Genomic DNA, 23478 nt, shown 5'->3' with positions numbered 1-23478 from the left:
AAATGGACGGAGGTGGCCCTTGTTCAGGCGCCGAACCCGCCGTCGACGTTGAGCACGGTGCCGGTGACGAAGGAGGCTTCCGGGCTTGCGAGGAAGACAACGCCGGCGGCGACTTCCTCAGGGCGGCCGAAGCGCTGCAGCGCGTGCTGCTTGCGTTGGGTCTCGGCGAACTCGCCGCCATCCTTCGGATTCATGTCGGTGTCGATCGAGCCGGGCTGCACCACGTTCACGGTGATGCCGCGCGGGCCGAGGTCGCGCGCCGCGCCCTTGGTGTAACCGACCACGGCGGCCTTGGTGGCAACGTAGTCGGCAAGGCCCGGGAACGAGGCCCGGTCGGCGAGCATCGAGCCGACGGTGACGATGCGGCCGCCGTCACCCATCAACTGCGAGGCGGCGCGGATCGCCGCAATCACGCCATGCACGTTGATGGCATCCTGGCGGGCGAGCGCTTCGATGTCGGCGTCGGCGGAGTCGATCGCGCCGCCATTGGCGACACCGGCGTTGTTGATGAGGATGTCGAGATGGCCAAATTCCTTGGCGACGTCGTTGACGAGTTTCGTCACATCCTTGGCGGAAGCCTGGTCGGCCTTGAAGGCGCGGGCCTTGATGCCCCGGGCCTTCAACTCGGTGACGACGGCCTCGGCCTTTTCGGGCGAAGCGACGTAGCTGATGGCGACGTCCGCGCCTTCATCGGCGAGAGCGCGGGCCGAAGCCGCGCCGATGCCGCGCGAACCGCCTGTGACGAGGGCAACCTTGCCTGAGAGCTTCTTGGTCATTGGATTTCTCCAGTCCTGAATGTCTGATGACCCTTGGATAAGCCTCCGCCTGTGGTATAGAAATAGAAACTGTCGAAACGCATTGTTTCCCCAAATAACCCTGTGGGACCAAACTCCATGGCAAGACTCCCCGATTTCGAGGCGCTCGCGATTTTCGCAAAAGTCGTGGAGTTACGGTCGTTTGCGGGCGCTGCCAGCGAGCTCACGATGTCCAAGGCCACGGTGTCGAAGGCGGTGACCCGGCTGGAGGAGCGGTTAGGGGCCCGCCTGTTCAACCGCACCTCGCGGCGGCTGGCGCTGACCGATGCCGGCCACAAGCTCGCCGACCGCGCGACGCGCCTGCTCGCCGATGGCGAAGCGGCCGAGAACGAGGCCTTGGCGCAATCGGTCGCGCCGCGCGGCCTGGTGCGGCTGGCGGTGCCCATGACATTCGGCATCAAGGCGGTGGCGCCGCTGCTGCCGGAATTTTTCGAAGCCTATCCGGAGGTCTCGGTCGATCTTCACCTGAGCGATGCGTCCGTCGATCTCATCGGTGAAGGCTTTGACATGGCGGTGCGCATCGCACGGCTGCCGGACTCCTCGCTGATCGCGCGGCGGCTCTTCACCATGCCGCGCTTCACGGTGGCCGCGCCGTCCTATCTGAAGAAGCATGGCCGGCCGACGCATCCGATGCATCTCGCCGAGCACAAATGCTTCAGCTATGCCTATCTCTCGACGCCGAATGTCTGGCACTACACCAATTCCGCTGGTGAGCAGGCGAGCGTGCGCCCGGGCGGCCAGCTTCGCGTCAACAATGGCGAAGCCGTGATGCCGTCGCTGATCGCCGGCCTCGGCATCGCCGAGCTGCCGGAGTTCATCGTCGGCGAGGCCATCTCCTCCGGCGCCGTCGAAGTGATCCTGAAGGATTGGAAGCAGGCCGAAGGCGCCGTGCACCTCGTCACCCCGCCCGGCGGCCCGCGCCCCGCGCGCGTCGAAGCGCTCGGTGATTTTCTCGCCGCGAAGCTGCCGGGGACGTGCAAGCGGAGGCCTCGCGGGAAAGCAAAGGCGTAGGGCAAACCGCTCAGCGCCCTTCGTCATTGCGAGCCACCGGGTCCGCGCGAAGCGCGGCCCGATGACAGGCTCCGCGAAGCAATCCAGAGTGTCTCCGTGGAGGGATTCTGGATTGCTTCGTCGCAAGCGCTCCTCGCAATGACGACGCTCGACTACGACACTTTCACGCCGTCGATCGCGACGATGCGCAGGCTCGGCTTCAGCGTCTTCTCCAGCTGCGACTTCAATTCATGAACACGCGGGTCGGTCGAGCGTGCGGCGCATACCGCGTATTGATGCACCGATTGCGTCAGGGCGCGCCGTGCTTCCGGCGTGCGCGTCACTTCGGGTTTTGACAGCCGCAGGACGATCGCCGCTAAGTTCACCAGCATCTCGTCCAGGGCCACGTCGATGGTCGCAAGTTTTCCCATGGCACACTCCTTGGCGGGGCAACGGAGGGTGGAGGGATGCGTTCCGGAGCGGGGCGAACATGGCTAACCCTTCGTAAACGGCTTGTTCTTGCCGGGCGTCAGGCTAGGCTGGGAGCGTAACAAGAAAATATCAGGAGGGGCTGCCATGGATCGACGTGATGTCTTGCGCGCCGTTGCCGCATTGCCGTTGTTGCGGGCCGCGTTACCGGAGCAGGCCTTCGCGCAAACCTATCCCGTGCGCAACATCACCATGATCGTGCCGTTCCCGGCCGGCGGCCAGGCCGACCTCGCGGCACGTCCAGTGGCGCAGGCGCTGGAGCGCATTCTCGGCAAGCCCGTCATCGTCGACAACCGCGCCGGCGGCGGCGGTGGATCGGTCGGCAATTCCGCGGCGGCGCGCGCCGAGCCCGACGGCTACACGCTGTTGATGACGCTCTCCTCGCTCGCGGTGCTGCCCGAGGCCGACCGGCTGTTCGACCGTCCCGTCGCCTATGAAGTGTCGCAATTCATGCCGATCGCGCGCGTGCTGGCTGATCCCACGCTGCTCGCGGTCCCGGCCTCCGCGCCATGGAAGACGGCGCAGGAGTTCGTCGAGGACGCAAAGAAGCGCCCCGGCCAGATCACCTATGGCTCGTCCGGGCCCTACGGTACGCTGCACGTCGCGATGGAGATGTTTGCGAACAGCGCCGGCATCAAATTGCTGCACGTTCCGTTTCGTGGCGCCGGCCCGGCGCTGACCGCGCTGCTGAGCGGCACCGTGCAGGCGATCGCAGCGGCGCCGGGCACGTTGAAGCCGCAGGTCGACGACGGCAAGCTGCGCGTGCTCGGCAATTGCGGTGCGCGGCGCGTTGCCAGCTTTCCCGACGTGCCGACCTTCCAGGAGCTCGGCTACAAGGATGTCGAGATGTACATCTGGGCCGGGCTGTTTGCACAAAGCTCTCTTCCCGCGCCGATCGCAAGCCGCCTGCGTGAGGCCATGGCGCAGGTGATGACCAGCCCGGACGTGCTCAGGACCTTCGATGCCTCGGGCAGTCTCGTCGCCTATCAGGACGCGCCCGAGTTCTCCGACTTCGTGGCGACCGACAGCGCGCGGCTGATCGCGGCGGTGAAGAAGATCGGCCGGGTGGAATAGTTCCCACCGAATTTTCACATTTTTTTGTTGGGCCAGAACCTGACCGCGTCTCATTGATTGAAGACAAGTCGAGGGACTCGAGAAGGATTGGGACCATGCGAACAGAGCGGATTGCGCTGGGTGTGGCGCTTGCGATCGGCGGCATCGTCGCGCAGAGCGCCGCGTTCGCTGAGGAGTATCGCGGAACCATGGAGCAGCAGATGGCGTGCACGCCGGATGTCTGGCGCCTGTGCAGTGATCAGATCCCGGATGTGAGCCGCATCACCGCGTGCCTGCGGCAGAATACGCCGCAGCTCTCCAGCGGCTGTCGCGCAGTGTTCCAGTCCAACAATCAGATGCCGCCGCAGCAGCAGGTTCCGCGTAATCGCGCTGTACCATCCCCGCGGTATAACAACGCACCGCCGCCTCAGCAGGTGCAGCCGCGGCCCTATGAGGATGACGACGATTAGCGCTGCCAAGGACGCGGCCTCATAGACGCGCAGCGCTGTCAGCGTTCGCGTTCCCAGGTGAGGGTCCCTACCACCTTTTTGCCGGGGTAGACCGCGCTGACCTGTTCTGCTGTTCGAATCGAGAGCTTGTCGCCCTCCAGTTTGAAGAAGCGGATTTGGGCCGTGCCGGTAAAAATCTCGTTCCACGATAGATCGACGTTTGTCGTGAGCTTGTCCCCATCGATTGTGAATTTGCCGGTGTAGACCATCAATGATTTGAGCAGCGCAGCCGAGTCCGAATCATTCGTCGCCGGCTTCCGATCCGGCCTGGCGATCATGAATGCCGAGAACCCATCCGAAGTGAAAACCGCTCTGCCTTTGGGATTAGGACCAAATGGTTCCGTAGGCTCTCCACCCACGATCTGGATAACCCATGACGTCAACCGCCAGCTTCCAACCAGTTGTTTGGCCGCTTCGTCGGCCATGGCAAATCCGGACTGGAGATAGCAATAGGTGGCAAGTGTGAATGCGATGAGACGCAGCATGTTGGTTCTCGCTGAATGGGAACTCATACGGTCTGAAGGCAATCCTTGTATGATCAGTCGCTATTTCGCTGGCAGGCGAAGGCTCGCGAGATCGGTGCCAACGATGATGTTTCCAGTGAAGCCGCCATCTTGGGCCGCCTTTCTGTAGTCCCCCTCCGTCAGCAAGCCGCCAGGAAGTTTGAAAGGATATTGCTCGCCTCCAATCGGCGGAATCATGTGCGTGAGCATGAGGTGCTTTACGCCAGCTCGCTTGGCCATGGCGGCAAGATCAGGGACCGAAGTTTGACGCAGATAGGCGTATGGGAACATCCCGCTCCCCTTGCCGGGGGCCATAACGGGATGAATGACCGAATGGACGATGATGTCGGCCCCCTGAGCTAGCTTCTCCACCTGCTCCGAGGCCGAAGAACTGCGCGGGGGAGCCGGCGCGTCATTTCCGGCGTCACCGCCGATCACAACGCTGCCTGCGGGCGTATCGACGCGGTAGGATGCGTGTCCTGCGATGTGGGCTGAACGAATTGCGCTGACCTTCACATCGCCTTTGGACCAGACCACTTGCGGCTCGTCCGTTGGCTGGAACGTGATCGTATTGATCAATTCGGCGGGGCCACCCGCCGTCCGTTCCTTAAGCTCGGAATGACGCTGTGCGATCTCGCCTGATTGAATAAACGCATCGGCGATATGCGCGGTGAACTTGCTGCAGCTTATCGTGACGCCCGTCGGTGAGACGCTATCCGCGCTGCAGACGACGTCGATCTTCGGTCCGGTCCCATTAAATGACCATCGAAGCTGCACCAGATCGGCAAAACCTTCCGTATGGTCGTTGTGCATGTGCGTGAAGAACACTGCATCCAGCTGCTCGGGTCCGACTTTTAGCTGCGATAGCCGCATGGTGGTTCCGCGGCCGGCATCAAATTGCAACTTCACCGCCCCACATTCATCGGTGTCATCGCCAAAGCGCACCAGCGTTCCGGCGCCTGCGAGACCGTTGAAAGATTGTGGTCCCCCCTGTGTGCCGGTGAGCGTTACGATGAGGCACGGTGCGGCGTAGCTATTGGATGCACCGCTGACCAGCCAAGAGACCGCCAGCAGTGCGACCGCGATGAAGCATCGAGCCATGTCCCCTCCGCATTTATCAGTGTCGGGAATACGGCCATGCTAATCGACCGACGCCGAAGCCGCTAGGGCCGGAACGATCATCCGGCCGGATTCGATTACGACGCGGGTCGGCGTGAAGATGCGGTCATGCCGCCTCGTTCAGCGCTCTCCCTTGCTTTCCGATTCAGGCCGATGTCCGAGCACCGTCCGCAAGACCACACCGAAGAGAATGGCAGCGACTGGCCAGTGGAACCAAATCTTATGGCCAGTGAAAAGATTGATCAGAATGAGAAACGCCGACACCGTGAGGGCTGCTGCGACTGGGCGGGGCAGCTTTGCCAGCCAATTCAAGGCGACATTCGTTGATGATGATGGCTCGTGCCTGTCGCCGATCCGCGGAGCGCGAGCTGTCTCTCGGGGGCTTGGGCCTTCCTCGACCGCGAAACTGCCGTGCCCGGCGGCTTGGCCGCCCAGGGTCAACCGATAGCTGGTCAAGGGAGCAATGTTCTTCAGTGGCCGCTGACCGAGACAGTCGAAGCCAACCGACAGTTTGTTGTGCACCTGATCGTAGACGGAGCTCGAGATCACGACGCCGCCGGGTTCTGCGAGCTCTTGCAGCCGCGAGGCGATATTGACCCCGTCGCCGTAGATGTTGGTGCCGTCCACCATCACGTCGCCGAGGTTGATGCCGATGCGAAACCGCATCGCGTTCGCCTGAGGCACGTCCGAAGCCTGATTGGAGATTTCCTGCTGAATCTCGACCGCACATTGCACGGCCTCGACCACGCTGGCGAACTCGGCGATCACGGCGTCGCCCCAGGTGTTCACGATTCGGCCGTCATGACGCTCGACCAATCGCGCGATGGCCGTGCGGGAGCGGCGGAGCGTCTCCAGCGTTCCGGTCTCGTCTGCCTCCATGAGGCGGGAATAGCCGTGCACATCGGCGCACAGCACGGTGGTCAGTCGTCGTTTCACCTTGTCGTCGGTCATCGTCGCTATGCTAGCCTCCCTGACCGGCAAATGCATCAGGCTTACGGCCTGACCTCGCAGACATCGACCCATTCGGCCGCGGTCAGCTCTGCCATGCGATCGGGGGTGATACGCACGGCGCTGTGGGTCGAGCCTGCGGCCGGCACCACGACGTCGAATGCCTTCAGCGAAATGTCGCAGTAAATCGGCAGCGGCGACTTCAGCCCGAACGGGCAGACGCCGCCGACTTCATGGCCGGTGATGTCGGCGACCTCTTCCAGCCCCAGCATCTTCGGCTTGCCGCCGAACGCAGCCTTGACCTTCTTGTTGTCCATCCGCGAGGTGCCGGCGGCGACGATCAGGATGACGCGCTCGCCGACGCGCAAGGACAGCGTCTTGGCGATCATTCCGGGCTCGACGCCATAGGCTTCGGCGGCCAGCGGCACGGTCGCCGAGCTGATCGGGGATTCGATGACGGAGATGTCGGGGGCTTTCTCGGCGAAGAAGGCGCGAACGGATTGAAGGCTCATTCCAGTCAGCTCATTTCCAGACTTGCGGGCGGGCAATCATTTCTCAGGCAATCCCCGGCAGCTCGGAGAGCGCTCGGACGCGGTGGTCCGGCGCAAAGCCGAGCTCGTCCATCTGGGTGCGGATCGCCTTGAACATGGTCAGCGGTGCCACGAGTTCGGTCTCGACGCAAGCCAGCGCCATCGCCTCCGGCGTCACCCGCTCGATCCAGGCGACGTTCAGCCCGAACGCTTTCGCGCCCGCGACGTCCCAGGGGTTGGAGGAGACGAACAGCACCTCGTCCGGCGCGGTGCCCAGCACCTCGCCGATCAGCTCATAGGCCTGCGGGCTCGGCTTGAAGATCTTCTTGGCATCGACGCTGATGGTGGCATCGAGCAGGCGGTCGAGCGTGGTGTTGCGCACCAGCGCATTCAGCATGTCCGGGCTGCCATTGGAGAGGATGGCAAGCTTTCTCGGCTTCAACGCGGTGAGCGCGTCGGCTGCATCCGGATAGAGATCGAGATGCAGATACTTCTCGATGATGCGCTCGAAGGCGTCCTTCTCATAATCGAGCCCGAGCACGCGCAGCGTATAGGCCAGCGAGTCGCGGGTGACATCAGAAAAATCCCGGTAGCGCCGCATCAGCGAGCGCAGCCAGGTATATTCGAGCTGCTTGATCCGCCAGACCTGCGTGATGATCTCACCATAGCCCGGAAACGCATCCTCGGTGATCTCAGCGACCGACTGGATGTCGTAGAGTGTCCCGTAGGCGTCGAACACGACGGCTTTGATCGTCATTTGATTTGAGCCTCTCCGCCGATTGTTGCATCAAGGAACGTAGGTCCTGGGCTGCTTGATCCGTCGCCGCCGGGTTGAACTCGAAATGATGTTGCGGTCCCGATGCGGACTTCTCGATGTCGGGTGCATCGAAGGCGTGCGAAGCGTCGGGATAGACAACGAGCCGGACTGGAATTCCCTGATTTGCCTGTCGTGATATCCCCCAGCTGTCTCGGCCAGATACTAGCTTGCGACATTCATCCGCTGAATTCACATCGTCGCGTGCACCGATCAAGATCAGTGTCGGAACAGTCATATCTCCCTTCAGGCTTGCGCAGGGCGGGTAGAACGCGGCTGCGGCAGCGCGCTCGCCAGCGGCGTCTCGATCTCGACAATCGCGCTGTTCGATTGAGCTCGAGCCTGGGGACAGGCGAGGGTCTGTCCCATCAGGAGAATGCCCGCAACGACAGCGATCTTGGCGAGGGTCAACATGGATCAACATCTCGCCGGGCTGCCGCTGATGATGGATCGCGCTTCAGATCCCCAGAATCTTGCGCGCGTTGGCCTTCAATACCTTCGGCCGGATCTCGTCGCGGATCTCGATCTTGGAGAAATCGGAGAGCCAGCGGTCCGGTGTGATCACCGGCCAGTCCGAGCCGAACAGCATCTTATCCTGCAGGATCGAGTTGATGTAGCGGACCAGGATCGGCGGGAAATATTTCGGCGACCAGCCGGAGAGGTCGATATAGACGTTCGGCTTGTGGGTCGCGACCGACAGCGCTTCTTCCTGCCAGGGGAAGGAGGGGTGCGCGAGGATGATCTTGAGGTCGGGGAAGTCGGCCGCGACGTCGTCCATGTACATCGGGTTGGAGTATTTCAGCCGCATGCCCATGCCGCCGGGCATGCCCGAGCCGACACCGGTCTGGCCGGTGTGGAACAGCGCAATCGCGCCGCCATTGTTGATCTCTTCATAGAGCGGATAGGCCATGCGGTCGTTGGCGTAAAAACCCTGCATGGTCGGATGGAATTTGAAGCCACGCACGCCGTATTCCTCGATCAGCTTGCGGGCCTCGCGGGCCCCCAACTTGCCCTTGTGCGGGTCGATCGAGGCAAAGGGGATGAGGACGTCGAGATGATCGGAGGCGGCCTCGATCATCTCGTAATTGTTGTAGCGACGAAAGCCGGTCTCGCGCTCGGCATCGACCGGGAAGATCACCGCGGCGATGTTCTTGGAGCGGTAGTAGGCAGCGGTCTCAGGCACGGTCGGCGGATGCTTGTTGGGTGATTTGAAATACTCGGCCATCTGCGCCTGGAAGTCGTCGTAGCCGTCGTCGGGATGGCAGCCGCAGGGCTCCTCGGCATGGGTGTGGATGTCGATGGCGACGACCTTGTCGATGTCAGGCAGCTTCAGCTTGGGCATTGGTTTCCTCCCGAGGGTTGCCAAATTGATTATATGATATAACGAATTTGGCAAGGCGTTGCTGGCGGCGAAACGGCAGTCCGCGAAAGTCTTTGCCGGGCGTGGCTGCCATGGGCGGAATCGGTCCGATCCGGCCGCTTCTACTGTGCATGGGGTTGTTTTCGCGATTTTGCTCGTTGGGAACCGGGCAGTTAACATTGACATGACCTCCCGCCATGCCTTAAGAACCGCCCCGTCCCGGGCGGTCGGTCCGCCAGCGGGAAAGATCTCATTTTGCCACATTCGCGCGTGCCGAAACGGTAGTGCCGAACACGGCCTTTCGAACGTTCAGGATTCTGCCATGAAGGTCCGTAACTCGTTGAAGTCGCTGCGCGGTCGCCATCGCGCCAACCGCCTGGTCCGCCGCAAGGGCCGGGTCTATGTGATCAACAAGGTGCAGCGCCGCTTCAAGGCTCGTCAGGGCTGATTTCGCCCTGCCGGACGCCAGGCGCGCCCCGCAAGACCACGGTCTCACACGAGTTTGACGCCGCCTTTGCTTTGCAAGGGCGGCTTTGCGCGTTTACACTTTCACCATGGCAGTGAGATTCCCCTTCGCACGCACGCTGTGCCTGGCTCTGGTTCTCGGCACCGCCGGCCTTGCGCCGGCGCTGGCGCAGGATGATCCGGCCCCGCCGGCGAAGCAGCCGAAGAAGGTGCCGGAAGCGCCGGCCAAGCTGCCCAAGCCTGACCGCACCAAGAATCTCGATTTCCTGTTCGGCGCGCTGAAGGCCGCCCCCGACGATGCCAGCGCCAAGCATGTCGAGGCGCGGATCTGGGCGATCTGGCTGCAGACCCCGAGCGACACCGCGGCCCTCCTGATGGCGCGGGCCAAGGCGGCCGTCGATGCGCAGAAGATCGACGTCGCGGTCAAGCTGCTGGACTCCGTCATCAAGCTCCGCCCCGACTACATCGAAGCCTGGAATCGGCGCGCCACGCTCTACTACGTGCAGAACGACTATGCCCGCGCGCTCGCCGACTTTCGTGAGGTGCTGATCCGGGAGCCCCGTCATTTCGGCGCGCTCGCGGGGCTCGGCATGATCATGCAGGAGGTCGGCGACGAGAAGCGTGCGCTCGAGGCCTACCGCAAGGCGCTCGCCGTCAATCCGCACCTCGAGAAGGTTCCCGATCAGGTGAAGGCGCTGACCGAGAAGGTCGAAGGCCGCGACATCTAGCCGATAACTCGATCATCTTTAGAGCAGTTGCGGCGCCTCGTGATTAACCACGATCGGAAGCGCAGCGTCGTCAGGACTATTGTCGCCGCCGCCGCAGGTCTACCTGCATGGCAGGAGCGAAAGCCATGAAGCGCTTGATCTTTGCCTGTAGCTTGCTGTTGGCGTCGGGAACGATGAGCCTCGCCGACGGGCTGTTCTGGGTGGTCGGCAACCGCGCCACCGGCAAATGCAACATCGTGACCAGCAATCCGGTCATCAACGGCGACATCTGGTTCGGCGACGGCCCCTACAAGTCCAAGGCCGATGCCCAGCTTGCCCGCTCGACCATCCGCGCCTGTCCCGCGCCCACGCCCGACGAGGAAAAGGCCGAGGACGATGCGGGCTAGTGCAGGACGCTGGTGCCGCGCTCGGCGAGACCGCGATCGGCGGCTGCGGCATAGGCTTTTGCGAGCTCGCTCTCGAGGTGCTCGTTGATCAGGAGCAGCGCCCGCACGGCACCGCGCAGGTCGCCGTTGCAGCTTGCGACGATCTCGTCGATTGCGGTGTCATTCGATCTGATGCTCATCGAAAATCCTCCGGTTCAAACCAGGACAATCCTGCCGGTCTTTCCCGCGCCCCTGGGGTTGCGAGGAGGGATCGGCGCCCATCCGCGCCTAGATGGCGGAACCGACCGTGGCGATTATAAGGACGCTGCGATGACGGCCGCATGAAGCTGGTCCGGGGCTTGTGGGTGATCGAGTTGCTTCATTGATTCTGTTTGATTTTTCAGTTTTCTGATTGTGTACATATCCACAGGGGGGGGCGTTTCCTGTGGAAACGCCGAGTTTCCTTGCGCGAAACTGCCGCCTGTATGACCCGTAACTGCGATGTGCCCTGGATCGCCCGGACTTTCTTCATGATCGTGATATCAGCCGTGACGGCGCTGGTGCTGCTGGCGCTGGTCACGCAGGCCGGCATTGTTGCCTTGCAACGCGCCTATCCGCCGCAGGGCCGGATGATTGAGGTCGATGGCGCGACCCTCCACGTCGTCGAGATCGGCCCCCGCGATGCCGGTCTGCCGATCGTGATGCTGCACGGCGCGAGCTCCAACCTTGAAGTGATGCGGCGTCCGCTCGGCGATCTCCTGGCCAAGCAGCATCGCGTCATCCTGATCGACCGCCCGGGCCACGGCTGGAGCACGCGCGCAAGGCGGCAGGATTCGACGCCGGACATCCAGGCGCGGATGATCGACGCGGCGCTCGGCGAGCTCGGGATCGATCGCGCGATCTTCGTCGTGCATTCCTGGAGCGGGGCCCTCGGCGCGCGGCTGGCGCTCGATCATGCGAGCCGCGTGGCCGGCCTCGTGATGCTGGCGCCGGTGACCCATCCCTGGCGCGGCGGTGTCGGCCGCTACAACGAGATCATCGCAATGCCGGTGATCGGCCCGCTGCTTGCCTACACCATCACATTGCCGCTGGGCTATTTCGTCACCGAGTCCGGCGCGCGCAACGTGTTCCTGCCGCAGATGATGCCCGATGGTTTCGTGAAGGACTCCGCGACGCCGCTATTGCTGCGCCCGCGCGAATTTATCGCCAATGCCTATGATCTGGTGACGCTGAAGGCGTCGGTGGCCGCGCAGGCTGCGCGCTACGGCGAGATCGGGGTGCCTGTCACGATCATCGCCGGCGAGCCCGACAAGACCGTGAAGACCGAGGTCCACGCGCGTCCGTTTGCCGCGATGGTGCCGAATGCAAAGCTAATCGTGCGGCCCGATCTCGGCCACATGGTGCAGAACGCGGTGCCGGATCTCGTGAAGACGGAGATCGAGACGATGATTGATCGAGTCGTCCCGGCGCAGGCGGCCGCCGATTAGCGGCCGCCCTTCACGGCTTACTGCTTGGTCTTCCCGTCCTTGTCGAACTGGGAGACATAGGTCCAGAGATTGTTGATTTCGGTCTCGTTCTTGATGCCGGCGAACGCCATCTTGGTGCCGGGGATCTTGGCCTTCGGATCCTTGATGTATTCCTTGAACTGGGCCTCGTTCCAGGTGATGCCGGAGTTCTTGTTCGCATCGGAATAGCTGTAGTCCGGCGCGGTGCCGGATTTGCGGCCGTCGAGACCGTTGAGCTCGGGGCCGACCTTGTTCTTGGCGCCTTCGCCGATCGCATGGCAGGCTAGGCATTTGTTGAACGACGTCTTGCCGGCTGCGGCGTCCTGCGCCATCGCGGTGGACGTAGCGGCAGTCATGGCCAGGGCAATCAGCGCGCCGAAAGTCAGTTTTGTCATAGGGTGCTCTTCGTCTCTTCCCGGGGGTCAGATTGAGGGTCGTCGTTTTGGCAGGTCCAGTGCAAGTGGACAAGCCGCGAAACCGTGACAGATTTTCTGGTAGCAGGCTTGCCCCAGAGAGAACTTGCGCTGCAACAAAGCAATGCGACCTTCGGAGGACCCTACCCAAACACGGGCAGACATGATTGATTTGGCGGGACAAATTCCAATGCCGGACAAAGGTTTCGTAACATGGCCATCATGATGCCTGCGAGCGATCAGGCGGTGCTTGCGCGCCGCGCGGAGATCGTTGCTGCATTGCGCGCAATCGTGCCCGGCGAGGGCGTGATCGACAGCGCCGCCGAGATGCGGGCCTATGAATCCGACGGGCTGACCGCTTACCGGCAGCCGCCGATGGTCGTGGTGCTGCCCGATACGACCGAGCAAGTCTCGCTCGTCCTGAAATATTGTGCCGCGCAGGGCATCAAGGTGGTGCCGCGCGGCTCCGGCACCTCGCTCTCCGGCGGCGCGTTGCCGCTGGAGGACGGCGTGCTGCTCGGGCTCGGCAAGTTCAAGCGCATCCGAGAGATTGATTTCGACAACCGCGTCGTCGTCACCGAGCCCGGCGTCACGAACCTCGCCATCAGCCAGGCGGTTGCACATGCCGGCTTCTACTATGCGCCCGATCCGTCCTCGCAGATCGCCTGTTCGATCGGGGGCAACGTCGCCGAAAATTCCGGCGGCGTGCACTGCCTGAAATACGGCATGACCACCAACAACGTGCTCGGTTGCGAAATCGTCCTGATGAGCGGCGAGATCCTGCGCATCGGTGGCAAGGGGTGCGAGAATTCCGGCTACGATCTCATGGGGGTCATCACCGGCTCGGAAGGCCTGCTCGGCGTCATCACCGAGATCACGGTGCGCATCCTGCAAAAGCCGGAGACGGCGCGCGCGCTGATGGTCGGTTTCGCCGAGGTCGAGGCCGCCGGCGAATGCGTGGCGCGGATCATCGGCGCCGGCATCATTCCCGGCGGCATGGAGATGATGGACAAGCCCGCGATCCACGCCGCCGAAGCCTTCGTCCATGCCGGCTATCCCCTCGATGTCGAGGCGCTGCTGATCATCGAGCTGGACGGCCCCGGCATAGAGGTCGACGAGCTGATCACCCGCGTCGAGACCATCGCGAAAGAGTGCGGCTCGGTGACGCTGCAGATCTCGACCTCGGAAGCCGAACGCAATCTGTTCTGGGCGGGCCGGAAAGCTGCATTCCCCGCGGTGGGCCGTATCTCGCCCGACTATCTCTGCATGGACGGCACCATTCCGCGCGGTGCGCTGCCGAAGGCGCTGGCGCGCATCCGCGAGCTCTCGGAGAAATATCAGCTCGGCTGCGCCAACGTGTTCCACGCCGGCGACGGCAATCTGCATCCGCTGATCCTCTATGATGCCAACAAGCCGGGCGAGATCGAGCGCGCCGAAGCCTTCGGCGCCGACATCCTGCGCGCCTGCGTTGAGTTCGGCGGCGTGCTCACCGGCGAGCACGGCGTCGGCATCGAGAAGCGCGATTTGATGCCCGACATGTTCAGCGAGATCGACCTCAACCAGCAGCAGCGGCTGAAATGCGCGTTCGACTCGCAGGGCCTGCTCAATCCCGGAAAAGTGTTTCCGACGCTGCACCGCTGCGCCGAGCTCGGCCGCATGCATGTGCATGCGGGCAAGCTGGCGTTTCCGGATATTCCGCGGTTCTAGATTGGGGAGGGAAAGGCTCGCGACGCGAACGCTTCCCTCCCGCTGCCTTTACAACATCCCGTATTGCGCCCGCTCGCGCTTGGCCAGCAGCGGCAGTGCTTGGCCGGCGATGTAGGTCTTGAAGTGCGCGCTGTCCTGATGCGCCCTGAACGCGGCCTCGTCGCGGAACAGTTCGTAGAACAGGAACTGGGCCGGATTGTCCGTAGCCCGCGAGATCAGGAACAGCTTGACGCCCTCCTCGCGCTCCGCCTCCGGCAGGAAGCGGTCGAGGATCCCGGCAATATTGTCGGCCTCACCCGGTTTGGCCTCCCATTGCGCGACCACGAGCAGGCCACCGCCGTCGACGGCGTCGCTCAGAGATTTCTGTGTTGCATAGTGGTTCATGGTTCTTCCTCCTTGCTGTTCGCCTTCAGTCTCGATCGCGATCGGTGCGAGCTTGTAACGATGGGTCGGACCGGCTTGGTTCGCCCGTCATCGAAGTGTCGATGTCGTGAACGCTTCGCATGATCGAAGTGTTGCTGTGGTCCGGTGCAGGAGCTCGAGCCCGCCGGCAATGGTCGCTGGCGTCACGTCACATTTGATTTTGGCAGCGAATTTCGCTACCGCCTTTTCCCGTGGATACGCTCAGGGTCAGAGACGCCAAAGACGTCGAAGAGGTGGTGCGCGCGGCGATCGCCAACGAGCAGCCGCTCGAGATCGTCGGCCATGGCAGCAAGCGCAGCATCGGGCACGCGATGGCGACCAATGCCGTGCTTGACGTCTCCGCGCTGAATGCCGTCACCTCCTACGAGCCGAACGAATTGATCGTCACGCTCCAGGCCGGCGCGCCGCTGGCCGACGTGCTGTCGCTGATCGATGCCAAGAACCAGCAGTTCGCCTTCGAGCCGATGAACACCGCGCCGCTGCTCGGCACGCCGGCGCTCGGTACCATCGGCGGCATGATCGCGTCTGGCCTGGCCGGTCCGCGCCGCATCAGGGCGGGAGGGGCGCGCGATCACCTTCTGGGGGCGCATGCCGTTTCCGGCTTCGGCGACAGCTTCAAGACTGGTGGCAGGGTGGTGAAGAACGTCACCGGCTACGATCTCTGCAAGCTGCTGGCGGGGTCGTGGGGCACGCTCTCCGTGATGACTGAAGTGACGCTCAAGGTGATGCCGAAGCCGGAAGCCGAGCGGACGCTGCTGCTGCGCGGGCTCGACGATGCGGCCGCGAACAAGGCGATGACCGCGGCGCTTGGCTCGCCCTTCGACGTCTCCGCCGCCGCCCATCTGCCGAAATCGGCTTTCCGCGCCAAGACCGACGGGCTCGGCGATATCGCAGGCGAAAGCGAGGCGCTGACGGTGCTGCGGCTTGAGGGCATCACCGCCTCTGCCAGCCACCGCGCGGGCTCCTTGCGTGAATTGCTGGTGCCGTTCGGAACCGCGACTCTCATCGAGGACGCCGCCTCGTCTGCGCTGTGGGCCACGATCCGGGACGCGCTGCCGTTCGCGGCCGGCGGCGCGCTCGGCGCCTGGCCGGTGTGGCGGATCGTCTGCCCGCCGGCCTCGGGCGCGGCGCTCGGGACGCAGTTGGCGCGCGAGACCGGTGGCGATGTCATCTACGATTGGGGCGGCGGCTTGATCTGGGCGGCACTGCCGCCGAGGGGCGATGCGCACGCGCCGGCCGTTCGCCAGCGGACCAACGCGTTTGGCGGGCATGCCACGCTGATCCGGGCGGCCGAGGACGTCAGGCGCGAGGTCGACGTGTTCCATCCGCAAGCCCCAGGTGTTGCTGCCCTGAGCGAGCGGGTCCGCACCAGTTTCGATCCGAAGTCGATTTTGAACCGGGGGCGGTTGACGCGGGGCGCTGCTCAATGAAGACCGAATTCTCACTCGCGCAACTCGCCGACCCCGACATCGCGGAAGCCGACAAGATCCTGCGCGCCTGCGTCCATTGCGGCTTTTGCACCGCGACCTGCCCGACCTATGTCCTGCTCGGCGACGAGCTCGATAGCCCGCGCGGCCGCATCTATCTGATCAAGGAGATGCTGGAGAAGGACCAGGCACCGAGCGCCGAGGTGGTCAAGCATGTCGACCGCTGCCTGTCGTGCCTGTCCTGCATGACGACCTGCCCTTCCGGCGTGAACTACATGCACCTCGTCGACCAGGCCCGGGTCAGGATCGAGCAGCGCTATGAGCGGCCGCTCGCCGAGCGGCTGCTGCGCCGGGTGCTCGCCTTCGTGCTGCCTGACCCGCAATGGTTTCGCGTGAGCATGCGGTTGGCGCAACTGGCCCGCCCCCTGGCTGTCTTCCTGCCGACCCCGCGGCCTTCGGCCACCCCCGGCCTGATCCAGCGCCTCAAGGCGATGCTGGCGCTGGCACCTGGCCGGCTTCCGGCGCCCGGTGCCCTTCCAGGCAGCGTGTTCGCAGCGCTCGGCAAAAAGCGGGGCCGGGTCGCGCTGCTCCAGGGCTGTGCTCAGCAGGTGCTGGCGCCACGCATCAACCAGGCGGCCATCAGTCTTCTCACCCGCCATGGCATCGAGGTCGTCCTGGTCAAGGACGAGCAATGCTGCGGCGCGCTCACTCATCATCTCGGTCACGATGATGATGCGCTGGCGCGGGCTCGCGCCAACGTCACGGCGTGGCGGAAAGAGGCCGCCGGCGAGGGGCTCGATGCCATCCTGGTGACCGCGTCCGGCTGCGGCACGGTGATCAAGGACTATGGCTATCTGCTGCGCGAGGACGCCGCGTTCGCAGCCGATGCGGCGAAGGTGTCCGCGCTGGCGAAGGACATCACCGAATACGTCGCTGGCCTCGGCCTCGCGCCGAGCACGCAACAGGACAACATCGTCGTTGCCTATCACTCTGCGTGTTCGTTGCAGCACGGGCAGAAAATCACGGGCCTTCCGAAAGAATTGCTTTCCAAGAATGGATTCGTGGTGAAAGATGTCCCGGAGAGCCATTTGTGTTGCGGTTCGGCGGGGACCTACAACATTCTCCAGCCCGAGCTTGCGGGCCGGTTGCGTGATCGCAAGGTCGCCAACATCGCGAGCGTCAAGCCGGACATGATTGCCGCGGGCAATATCGGCTGCATGGTGCAGATTGCCAGTGGCACGTCAGTTCCGGTCGTACACACGATTGAGCTTCTCGATTGGGCTACGGGCGGGTCGCGGCCGGCACTGAATGCGTCGCGCTAAGCTTTCGTCCGGAGATGACGGTTGAAGGGCGCCCGATCGACCATTGTTCGGCGGCAACAGGAGGACCACGATGGCGAAAGCGAGCAAGAAGAAAAGCAAGAAGGCCAAAAAGGCCAAGAAGGTCGTAAGCGCGAAGAAGGCGACGAAGAAGAAGGCGGCCAAGAAGTCCGCAAAGAAGTCAGCAAAGAAATCTGCCAAGAAGGCTGCGCCGAAGAAGGCCGCCAAGAAGTCGGCCAAGAAGGCTGCGGCCAAGAAGGCTGTGAAGAAGGCGGCGCCGAAAAAGGCCGCCAAGAAAGCAGCACCGAAGAAGGCGAAGGCAGCTCCCGCGCCGAAGCCGGCAGCTCCTGCGGCGGCGCCGGCACCCGAGCCGGCCGCTGAGACGAGCTGGGCGATGCCTTCGTCTTCTGCGGAACCGACGCCGGCCGAAGGGCAAGGATAGGCCGACAAGGATAGGCTCACGCTTGGGCCAGGGGCCGGATCTATCCGCCGATCACGATCGACTACAGGAAGGCCGCGGCGTGATGCTGCGGCCTTTTTGCATCGGCGCCACGATGGCCGGGGGGTTGCCCGTTTTTGAGTCAGCTGATTCGTGGCGCGCGCGCCACGGCGCCGCGGGTCCACGTAGTATCCCGGATCCCTCTGTGCACTTTGGCGTGAAAATTATGTGATCGAGAAGCAACACTGGCCGACAACCTTTCGTGGAATTGTCAGAACGCCCAAAAAGTCGGCAGATGCTCGTGTTTTTTGCTTCTCGCTTTGCCTCCCTCCATCCAGATTGCCGCAGTTACGAAATTTGCAATCAGGTCGGGTGTCCCGGGGGGCTTCCGGAGCTCGACCGGGGTCCAGAACTGGTGATGGGGATCGAAATGAAAAAAGTGACTTTGTTGGCAACGGCGCTGGCAATGGTGACGGGTTCGGCTTTCGCGGCGGACATGCCCTTGAAGGCTATGAAGGCTCCTCCGGCGCCCGCGTTCGACCCCTGGGATATCGCCTTCGGCGGTGCGGTCATGAACGACTACATCTTCCGCGGCGTGACCCAGTCGAACCACAAGCCGTCGGTCGCGGCCTATTTCGAGCCGCGCTACAACGTCACCAAGGACCTCCAGCTGTACGCCGGCGTGTCCGCTGAGAGCATCTCCTTCGCCAACCGCGCTGCGGCCGAAGTCGACGTCTACGGCGGTATCCGCCCGACCTTCGGAGCCTTCGCTTTCGATATCGGCGTCTGGGGCTACCTGTATCCGGGCGGAAGCTGCGCCGACAACGTGCTCACCGGCGGCGTTCCCGGCGGCGGTGTCTGCCCGGTCAGCACCACGACCATCTTCCTTGCCGACGGCAACGTCATGAAGAAGGACGTCAGCTTCTTCGAAGTCTACGGCAAGGTGAACTACACCATCAACGACAACTGGTCGGTCGGCGTGAACGAGTACTACTCGCCGAACTTCCTGAACTCGGGTGCCTGGGGTGACTACGCGTCGGTGACCGCGAAGTGGATCGCGCCGAGCACGACCTTCGGCGCTTCGGGCCTCGGCATGTACGTGTCGGGTGAGTTCGGCCGCCAGTGGCTCGGCACTTCCGATGCCTTCTACGGCATCCCCGGAACGATCTATGCCAACGGCATTCCCTACAAGAGCTACAACACCTGGAACGTCGGCGTCGGCTTCACCTACAAGGTGTTCACGCTGGATCTGCGTTACTCCGACACCAACCTGAACAAGGGTGATTGCAACGCCTTCACCAGCGCCTTCAACGCCACCGGCACCACCAGCGTGACCGCGATCAACCCGGGCGGCGCCGGATCCAACTGGTGCGGCGCGGCCGGTATCGCCAAGCTGTCCTTCGACCTGACGGCGATGACCAATCTGAAGTAAGTTTTGTCCCGAGACGACTAACAAGGGCGGCAGAGCAATCTGCCGCCCTTTTGTTTTGGTGAGGTGCCGCGTGGCCTCCCCTGCGGGGCGTGGAGCGAGAGCGTCGGTGCCTCACACTCCGTCACTGCGAGTCACCGGGGCCGCGCGACGCGCGGCGCGATGACAGGCTCCGCGAAGCAATCCAGAATCTTTCCGCCGGAGCAGTCTGGATCGCTTCGTCGCAAGAGCTCCTCGCTATGACGAGGCCCGAATTGGGGCCCCGATCGTGCCTCAGCGGGCCGCGCTCGGCTTCGGCTCGGCCGGTGCGTCGTCACCGCCCAGCACGTGGATCCTGCCGCTCTCCATCATCGCCACCTTCCTCGTGTGGAAGGCATCGAGCGTCGAGCGGTGGCCGATCGAGACGATGGTGGCCTGCGGCAGCTTGTCCGTCAGCAGCCGGTAGAGCCTGGCCTCGGACGGTTCGTCGAGCGATGCGGTGGCCTCGTCGAGAAACAGATAGTCCGGCGCATGCAGCAGCGCGCGCGCGAGTCCCAGCCGCTGCTGCTCGCCAAGCGACAGCATCCGGTTCCAATGGCCGTCCTCGCCGAGGCGTTCGGCGAGGTCAGGCAGGCCGACGGCGATCACCGCGTCGCGGATTTGGGTTCGCTGGAATGCGCCGGGGGCTGCGGGATAAATCACGGCGTCACCCAGCGCACCGACCGGGAAATAGGGGCGCTGGGGCAGCATCATCAGCTTCGCCTGCGCGGGGACGACGATGGTGCCGGTGCCGAACGGCCAGATGCCGGCGATGGCGCGAAACAGTGTCGACTTGCCGGAGCCGGACGGACCGGTCACGAGCACGCGTTCCGGCGCCTGGATGGCGAAGCCGTCGGCTGCGACCAGCGGCGTGCCGTTGGGGAGATACACGCAGAGCTTCTCGAGGCCGATATTGCGGCTACCGCCCGACGCCTTGAGCTCGATCGTCGCCTCATGCGCCGACAGGTTTGCCGCCGTCGCGACCGACATCTCGAAGCCGTCGAGACGGGCGACGATGGCACGCCATTCCGCGATCGATCGATAGGCCGTGACGAAGAAGGACAGCGCATCCTGCACCTGGCCAAAGGCCGAGCCGGTCTGCATCATGTCGCCGAGCTGGATGCTTTTGGCAAAATAGGCGGGCGCGACCACGACATAGGGAAAGATCGTTGCAGCCTGACCGTAACTCGCGGTGAAGGCGGTGAGCCGCTTGGTCCGGCTCATGATCGCATACCAGTTGCCGATGACGAAGCCGAAGCGCTGCAGGAGATGACCTCGCTCCGCGCTCTCCCCTCTCAACAGAGCAATTTGCTCGGAATTTTCGCGGACTCGGATCAGGTTGAAGCGGAAGTCGGCCTCGTAGCGCTGCTTCTCGAAATAGAGATTGATGAGCGGCGCGCCGATCCAGTGCGTCAGGGCTGTGCCCAGCAGCGCGTAGGCCAGCGCACACCAGACCAGAAAACCGGGAACGACGATGTCAGTGCCGTAAATGTGCAGGGGCGCCTTGTTCGATAGACCCCAGAGGATGACGATGAACGACGCCAGCGTCACGATCGACGACAGCAGACCGAGGCCGAGCACAAGGGTCTGCTCGACGAAATTCGTGACGTCCTCGGTCAGACGCTGGTCCGGGTTATCGGCGGCGTCGCCCTTCAACTGCATGCGGTAATGCGTGGCGCCGTCGAGCCATTCGCCGAGATAGTGTTGCGTCAACCATCGCCGCCAGCGGATCTGCAGCCATTGGTTCAGGTAAAGCTTGTAGACGGCCACCGCCACGTAGGTGAAAGCAAGGCCGAGGAAGATCCAGACCTGCATGACGAACTCATTCAGATCGTAGGCCTGGAGCGCACTGTAGAACCGGTTCTGCCACTGATTGAGCAGCACATTGATTGCGACGAGCGCCAGCTCCAGTGCAACGACGATGCCGAGCAGGCCGCGGCCGGCCCATTTGTCCTCCGATCGGAAATAGGGGGCGGCGATTCGCCAGACGGTCGCGAGCGTGGCGCGGATGTTCTTCACAGAGCGGGATCTCCTGCAGGGGCTGTGCGCAAATGCCTCGAGCCAAACCGTTGAGGCAAGGACGGAAATGAGCGCGCTTAGACTAAAGTCGCAAGGGGTGCAATTTGCGTTGGCTTGTCGCAGCTTGCAACCCTAGCATGGCCTCAGCGGCGCGGGGTGGGGGCCCTCGGGATTTCGCGAGCTTGTGAGCGGACGGGAACCGCTGCATTCGCGAGGAATTCGCGTCCAGCTCGGGGGTTATGCTTCAGCGTCAAGCAGGATCGGCTGTCCACGCGGGCCGCCTGCCACACACATGCGTGGGGGAGGAAGACCATGTGGAATCAAATCTACGATCCGCTGCACAGCCCTGTGCTGTCGACGATTGCGGCGGCGGTACCCGTCGTCACGCTGCTCGTGCTGATCGCGAGCGGCCGCGTGAAGGCGCACATCGCGGCGATCATCGCGGTGATCCTGACCAACCTGATCGCGATCTTCATCTTCACCATGCCGGCAAACATGTCGATTCGCGCCTCTGCGCTCGGCGTCGTCGCCGGCTTCTTCCCGATCGGCTGGATCGTGTTGAACGTTATCTTCCTTTATCAGATCACGGTCGCAACCGGTCAATTCGAGTTATTGAAGCGTGCGGTCGGCGGCGTGACGGAGGATCGGCGCCTGCAGCTGTTGCTGATTGCGTTCTCCTTTGGTGCGTTCTTTGAAGGCGCCTCCGGCTTCGGCACGCCGGTTGCCATCACGGGCTCCGTCCTGATCGGGCTTGGCTTCTCGCCGCTCGCGGCTTCCGGTCTGTCGCTGATCGCCAACACGGCGCCGGTTGCTTATGGTGCGCTCGGCACGCCAATCCAGGGCCTTGCTTCCGTCACCGGGCTCGATCCCTACATCCTCGGCGCGATGGTCGGACGGCAATTGCCGTTCTTCTCGCTGATTGTGCCGTTCTGGGTTGTGTGGGCATTCGCGGGCTGGAAGGGCATGAAGGACGTCTGGCCGGCGATCCTCGTCACCGGCGTGTCGTTCGCGGTCCCGCAATACGTGATCTCGAACCACATCAACCCCTGGATCGTCGATATCGGCGCATCGCTGATCTCGATGGGGGCGCTGATCTTGTTCCTGAAGGTCTGGCAACCGAAGCAGCTCTGGCTGTCGCCGGCGCTGCGAGGCAGGGACGAATCGGCCGCGACCATGGCCAAGCCGGCGTCGATGGACAGAACCCCGCTCACGCAACGCGAGCTCTGGACCGCCTTGCTGCCGTGGATCATCGTCTGCGTCGTCATGTTGATCTGGGGCAACGGTGCGTTCAAGACCTGGGCGAACTCGATCTTCACCGTGAACTATCCGGTTCCGGAGCTGCACAACATGATCAACAAGGTCCCGCCGGTGGCGGCGAAGCCGACGCCCGAGGGCGCCGTGTTCGCATTCACCTATCTGTCGTTCACCGGCACGGGCATGCTGATCGCGGCAATCATTTCCGCGGCTTTGGCCGGTTTTTCGCCGGCGAGGATGCTTGTGGAATATGGCCGCACCATCCGGCTGTGCGCGATCTCGCTGATCACGATCTCGGCGATGCTCGCAATCGGCACGTTGACGCGGCTCTCCGGCGTCGACGCGACGCTCGGTCTCGCGTTCGCTGCAACCGGCGTGCTCTATCCCTTCTTCGGCACGTTGCTCGGCTGGTTGGGGGTGGCGTTGACGGGGTCGGATACCGCCTCGAACATTCTGTTCGGCAATCTCCAGAAGATCACCTCCGAGCAGATCGGCCTGTCGCCGGTCCTGATGGCGGCGGCGAACTCCTCGGGCGGCGTGATGGGCAAGATGATCGATGCGCAATCGATCGTGGTCGCCTCCACGGCCACCAATTGGTACGGCCACGAAGGCACGATCCTGCGCTTCGTGTTCTGGCATTCGATCGTGCTGGCCTGCCTCGTCGGTGTGCTAGTGACGTTGCAAGCCTATGTCTATCCGTTCACGGCCCTCGTGCTGAAGTAGCAGGCGCCGCCCGGCCTCGACGCAAATCCCCGCGGGATCGTCCCGCGGGGATTTTTGTGTCTTGAACCGACGAACCTTCTCAAAGGCCTCGTCGTCTTATAGAAGACCCGGCAA

At 63.4% G+C, this 23478-nt stretch carries 27 protein-coding genes; 13 read left to right on the top strand and 14 right to left on the bottom strand.

The genetic code is table 11. The features are described from left to right. Window positions 1-23: 23 nt before the first annotated feature. Window positions 24-776 (bottom strand): SDR family NAD(P)-dependent oxidoreductase, encoded by a 753-nt coding sequence (locus ACWAT4_RS35515; protein ID WP_449729257.1) that lies wholly within the window; start codon window positions 774-776, stop codon window positions 24-26. 117 nt (window positions 777-893) lie between these two features. Between ACWAT4_RS35515 and ACWAT4_RS35510 the strand changes: the two genes are divergently transcribed. After that, window positions 894-1826: a LysR family transcriptional regulator gene (locus ACWAT4_RS35510; protein WP_212297165.1), complete on the top strand. Its 933-nt coding sequence runs from the start codon at window positions 894-896 to the stop codon at window positions 1824-1826. 152 nt (window positions 1827-1978) lie between these two features. Here ACWAT4_RS35510 and ACWAT4_RS35505 read toward each other — a convergent pair whose 3' ends face one another. Next, window positions 1979-2236 carry a hypothetical protein gene (locus ACWAT4_RS35505; RefSeq protein ID WP_212297164.1) on the bottom strand — a complete coding sequence of 86 codons (258 nt, stop codon included), beginning with the start codon at window positions 2234-2236 and terminating at the stop codon, window positions 1979-1981. A gap of 145 nt (window positions 2237-2381) precedes the next feature. On the opposite strand from ACWAT4_RS35505, the gene ACWAT4_RS35500 reads away from it, so the two are divergent. Together ACWAT4_RS35500 and ACWAT4_RS35495 are read left to right on the top strand one after the other, a co-directional pair. Further along, the gene (locus ACWAT4_RS35500) at window positions 2382-3368 is read left to right on the top strand and encodes a tripartite tricarboxylate transporter substrate binding protein (protein WP_449729256.1); all 987 of its coding nucleotides are present in this window, start codon (window positions 2382-2384) and stop codon (window positions 3366-3368) included. A 95-nt stretch (window positions 3369-3463) separates the two neighbouring features. Continuing rightward, entirely contained in the window at window positions 3464-3817 is a 354-nt protein-coding gene (locus ACWAT4_RS35495) for a hypothetical protein (RefSeq protein ID WP_212297162.1), read from the top strand. 38 nt (window positions 3818-3855) lie between these two features. On the opposite strand, the gene ACWAT4_RS35490 is transcribed toward ACWAT4_RS35495, so the two are convergent. From ACWAT4_RS35490 to ACWAT4_RS35455, 8 genes are all read right to left on the bottom strand, one after another. Then, window positions 3856-4341 (bottom strand): lipocalin-like domain-containing protein, encoded by a 486-nt coding sequence (locus tag ACWAT4_RS35490; protein ID WP_212297161.1) that lies wholly within the window; start codon window positions 4339-4341, stop codon window positions 3856-3858. Between the two features lie 60 nt (window positions 4342-4401). After that, complete coding sequence (locus tag ACWAT4_RS35485) at window positions 4402-5460, bottom strand: MBL fold metallo-hydrolase (protein WP_449729255.1); 1059 nt, start codon at window positions 5458-5460, stop codon at window positions 4402-4404. Between the two features lie 138 nt (window positions 5461-5598). Continuing rightward, the gene (locus tag ACWAT4_RS35480) at window positions 5599-6429 is read right to left on the bottom strand and encodes an adenylate/guanylate cyclase domain-containing protein (protein ID WP_449729254.1); all 831 of its coding nucleotides are present in this window, start codon (window positions 6427-6429) and stop codon (window positions 5599-5601) included. A gap of 41 nt (window positions 6430-6470) precedes the next feature. Continuing rightward, complete coding sequence (locus ACWAT4_RS35475) at window positions 6471-6938, bottom strand: YbaK/EbsC family protein (protein ID WP_449729253.1); 468 nt, start codon at window positions 6936-6938, stop codon at window positions 6471-6473. Between the two features lie 43 nt (window positions 6939-6981). Then, window positions 6982-7713: a haloacid dehalogenase type II gene (locus tag ACWAT4_RS35470; RefSeq protein ID WP_449729252.1), complete on the bottom strand. Its 732-nt coding sequence runs from the start codon at window positions 7711-7713 to the stop codon at window positions 6982-6984. Further along, window positions 7649-8008: a dienelactone hydrolase family protein gene (locus ACWAT4_RS35465; RefSeq protein WP_249209545.1), complete on the bottom strand. Its 360-nt coding sequence runs from the start codon at window positions 8006-8008 to the stop codon at window positions 7649-7651. The genes ACWAT4_RS35470 and ACWAT4_RS35465 overlap by 65 nt, the downstream gene beginning before the upstream one ends. Window positions 8009-8016: 8 nt before the next feature. After that, window positions 8017-8184: a hypothetical protein gene (locus ACWAT4_RS35460; RefSeq protein WP_249209544.1), complete on the bottom strand. Its 168-nt coding sequence runs from the start codon at window positions 8182-8184 to the stop codon at window positions 8017-8019. 43 nt (window positions 8185-8227) lie between these two features. After that, complete coding sequence (locus ACWAT4_RS35455) at window positions 8228-9112, bottom strand: amidohydrolase family protein (protein WP_212297155.1); 885 nt, start codon at window positions 9110-9112, stop codon at window positions 8228-8230. A gap of 340 nt (window positions 9113-9452) precedes the next feature. Here ACWAT4_RS35455 and ykgO point away from each other — a divergent pair, with 340 nt between their 5' ends. The 3 genes from ykgO (at window position 9453) to ACWAT4_RS35440 (ending at window position 10709) form a co-directional block, all read left to right on the top strand. Further along, the gene (ykgO, locus tag ACWAT4_RS35450) at window positions 9453-9578 is read left to right on the top strand and encodes a type B 50S ribosomal protein L36 (protein WP_006611362.1); all 126 of its coding nucleotides are present in this window, start codon (window positions 9453-9455) and stop codon (window positions 9576-9578) included. 106 nt (window positions 9579-9684) lie between these two features. Beyond that, window positions 9685-10323 (top strand): tetratricopeptide repeat protein, encoded by a 639-nt coding sequence (locus ACWAT4_RS35445; protein WP_212297154.1) that lies wholly within the window; start codon window positions 9685-9687, stop codon window positions 10321-10323. A 125-nt stretch (window positions 10324-10448) separates the two neighbouring features. After that, the gene (locus tag ACWAT4_RS35440) at window positions 10449-10709 is read left to right on the top strand and encodes a hypothetical protein (RefSeq protein ID WP_212427679.1); all 261 of its coding nucleotides are present in this window, start codon (window positions 10449-10451) and stop codon (window positions 10707-10709) included. Here the strand turns inward: ACWAT4_RS35440 and ACWAT4_RS35435 are convergent. Beyond that, a complete protein-coding gene (locus ACWAT4_RS35435; protein WP_212297152.1) occupies window positions 10706-10888 on the bottom strand; it encodes a hypothetical protein in 183 nt (60 codons plus the stop codon). The two genes, ACWAT4_RS35440 and ACWAT4_RS35435, sit on opposite strands and share 4 nt — an antisense overlap. Before the next feature lie 330 nt (window positions 10889-11218). Between ACWAT4_RS35435 and ACWAT4_RS35430 the strand changes: the two genes are divergently transcribed. After that, window positions 11219-12175, top strand: coding sequence for an alpha/beta fold hydrolase (locus ACWAT4_RS35430; protein WP_449729251.1), 957 nt, complete (start codon window positions 11219-11221; stop codon window positions 12173-12175). A gap of 17 nt (window positions 12176-12192) precedes the next feature. On the opposite strand, the gene cycA is transcribed toward ACWAT4_RS35430, so the two are convergent. Then, on the bottom strand, window positions 12193-12588 hold the full coding sequence (gene cycA / locus ACWAT4_RS35425) for a cytochrome c-550 CycA (RefSeq protein WP_212297150.1): 396 nt from the start codon (window positions 12586-12588) through the stop codon (window positions 12193-12195). 231 nt (window positions 12589-12819) lie between these two features. Here cycA and ACWAT4_RS35420 point away from each other — a divergent pair, with 231 nt between their 5' ends. Next, window positions 12820-14313 carry an FAD-linked oxidase C-terminal domain-containing protein gene (locus ACWAT4_RS35420; RefSeq protein ID WP_212427681.1) on the top strand — a complete coding sequence of 498 codons (1494 nt, stop codon included), beginning with the start codon at window positions 12820-12822 and terminating at the stop codon, window positions 14311-14313. 48 nt (window positions 14314-14361) lie between these two features. Here ACWAT4_RS35420 and ACWAT4_RS35415 read toward each other — a convergent pair whose 3' ends face one another. Further along, window positions 14362-14697 carry a putative quinol monooxygenase gene (locus tag ACWAT4_RS35415; RefSeq protein WP_449729250.1) on the bottom strand — a complete coding sequence of 112 codons (336 nt, stop codon included), beginning with the start codon at window positions 14695-14697 and terminating at the stop codon, window positions 14362-14364. Between the two features lie 230 nt (window positions 14698-14927). Between ACWAT4_RS35415 and ACWAT4_RS35410 the strand changes: the two genes are divergently transcribed. From ACWAT4_RS35410 to ACWAT4_RS35395, 4 genes are all read left to right on the top strand, one after another. After that, on the top strand, window positions 14928-16166 hold the full coding sequence (locus tag ACWAT4_RS35410; protein ID WP_449729249.1) for an FAD-binding protein: 1239 nt from the start codon (window positions 14928-14930) through the stop codon (window positions 16164-16166). Next, the gene (gene glcF, locus ACWAT4_RS35405) at window positions 16163-17485 is read left to right on the top strand and encodes a glycolate oxidase subunit GlcF (RefSeq protein WP_449729248.1); all 1323 of its coding nucleotides are present in this window, start codon (window positions 16163-16165) and stop codon (window positions 17483-17485) included. Before ACWAT4_RS35410 ends, glcF begins: the two co-directional genes overlap by 4 nt. A gap of 70 nt (window positions 17486-17555) precedes the next feature. Next, a complete protein-coding gene (locus tag ACWAT4_RS35400) occupies window positions 17556-17924 on the top strand; it encodes a histone (protein ID WP_249209543.1) in 369 nt (122 codons plus the stop codon). A gap of 427 nt (window positions 17925-18351) precedes the next feature. Further along, a complete protein-coding gene (locus tag ACWAT4_RS35395; protein WP_212297144.1) occupies window positions 18352-19353 on the top strand; it encodes a TorF family putative porin in 1002 nt (333 codons plus the stop codon). A gap of 270 nt (window positions 19354-19623) precedes the next feature. Here ACWAT4_RS35395 and ACWAT4_RS35390 read toward each other — a convergent pair whose 3' ends face one another. Then, a complete protein-coding gene (locus ACWAT4_RS35390) occupies window positions 19624-21387 on the bottom strand; it encodes an ABC transporter ATP-binding protein/permease (RefSeq protein ID WP_449729247.1) in 1764 nt (587 codons plus the stop codon). Window positions 21388-21699: 312 nt separating this feature from the next. Here ACWAT4_RS35390 and ACWAT4_RS35385 point away from each other — a divergent pair, with 312 nt between their 5' ends. Then, window positions 21700-23364 carry an L-lactate permease gene (locus ACWAT4_RS35385; protein WP_212297142.1) on the top strand — a complete coding sequence of 555 codons (1665 nt, stop codon included), beginning with the start codon at window positions 21700-21702 and terminating at the stop codon, window positions 23362-23364. Window positions 23365-23478: the final 114 nt, after the last annotated feature.

The sequence above is a fragment of the Bradyrhizobium sp. T-1 genome, assembly GCF_053592855.1.
The sequence above is the reverse complement of the archived record's forward strand: the minus strand, read 5'-3'. Positions and strand labels throughout refer to the sequence as shown.